Here is a 1,127-nt window from a genome sequence, read left to right on the forward strand (position 1 = left end):
AGATGGAGCAAGAAGCTCTGGCTGATATCTTTGCTGAAAGTAATGATGATGCGAATTCTTTAAGCGATCTACCTCCTGAAGGTCTGAACCTAAAAGAGATGTTGGCTGATCTGGAAATCGATATGATCCGTCAAGCATTAGAAGCTCAAAATGGGGTTGTTGCACGTGCTGCCGATATGTTAGGTATGCGTCGTACAACTCTGGTTGAGAAAATGCGTAAATATGGTTTAAGTAAAGACGATATTCGTTAATTTCTAAATATAAATATCTATAAAAAGGCCTTGTTGTAAGTAATACAGCAAGGTCTTTTTTTATCTCTATTAATCGCCAGTCATTACTTATGTTAGCGTCTGTCTGCAATCTATCTATTTCCTGTTTTCCTGTGTCCAATGGTTCTTTATTTTTTAGAATATCGCTAAGTCTATTTGCCTTGTTAACCTCGGTATTTTTATCTCTGTCATAAATTTGACAATATCCTGACATTAAAGTAATCTCCAACGCTTTGAAAAATATATGTTTTATCTGGCATACATTTTGCTTAATTAGACTTTTGTCAATATTTGTATTTTTCATGGGCGAACTGAAGACCTCTTTATCTTTGTCACAACAAGCGCGTTATCAGCAAGTGTTTGATGTCATGCCAACCGGTGTGTTGCTACTTGATGCAACAGGCCGAATTCACGATGCAAATCCAGAAGCTCATCGCCTATTGGATGAACCATTAATCGGTGAACGTTGGATTGATATCATTAAGCGCGCTTTTGCCCCACAAGATGATGATGGTCATGAGGTTTCTTTGCACAATGGTCGAAAAGTAAAATTGGCTATCTCAGCTTCCAGTGAAGGACAGCTAATTTTTATTACGGATATGACCGAAACAAGATTATTGCAGTCGCGATTGAGCGAACTTCAACGTTTGTCTTCGCTTGGCAAGATGGTGGCCTCGTTAGCGCATCAAGTGAGAACCCCCTTGTCGAGCGCTATGCTCTATGCCTCTCATTTAGGTTCAGAACAGTTGGCTCCAGCAACTCGACAGCGTTTTCAAGGTAAGTTAGTGGATAGATTGCACGACCTTGAAAAACAAGTCAGTGATATGTTGTTGTTTGCAAAAGGTGGAGATAACAAAG

The 1,127-nt window shown here is 39.4% G+C and carries 2 protein-coding genes; both read left to right on the forward strand.

The window, feature by feature from the left end:
• Nucleotides 1-251, forward strand: a 251-nt coding sequence (locus tag I3255_RS14605; protein WP_275950132.1) for a helix-turn-helix domain-containing protein, incomplete at its 5' end; no start/stop codon positions are given.
• Between the two features lie 320 nt (nucleotides 252-571).
• On the forward strand, nucleotides 572-1,127 hold a 556-nt coding region (locus I3255_RS14610), incomplete at its 3' end, for a histidine kinase dimerization/phospho-acceptor domain-containing protein (RefSeq protein ID WP_238039474.1).

The sequence above is a fragment of the Psychrobacter sp. Ps6 genome (genome assembly GCF_022129235.1).
In the GTDB taxonomy this organism is placed as follows: Bacteria; Pseudomonadota; Gammaproteobacteria; order Pseudomonadales; family Moraxellaceae; genus Psychrobacter.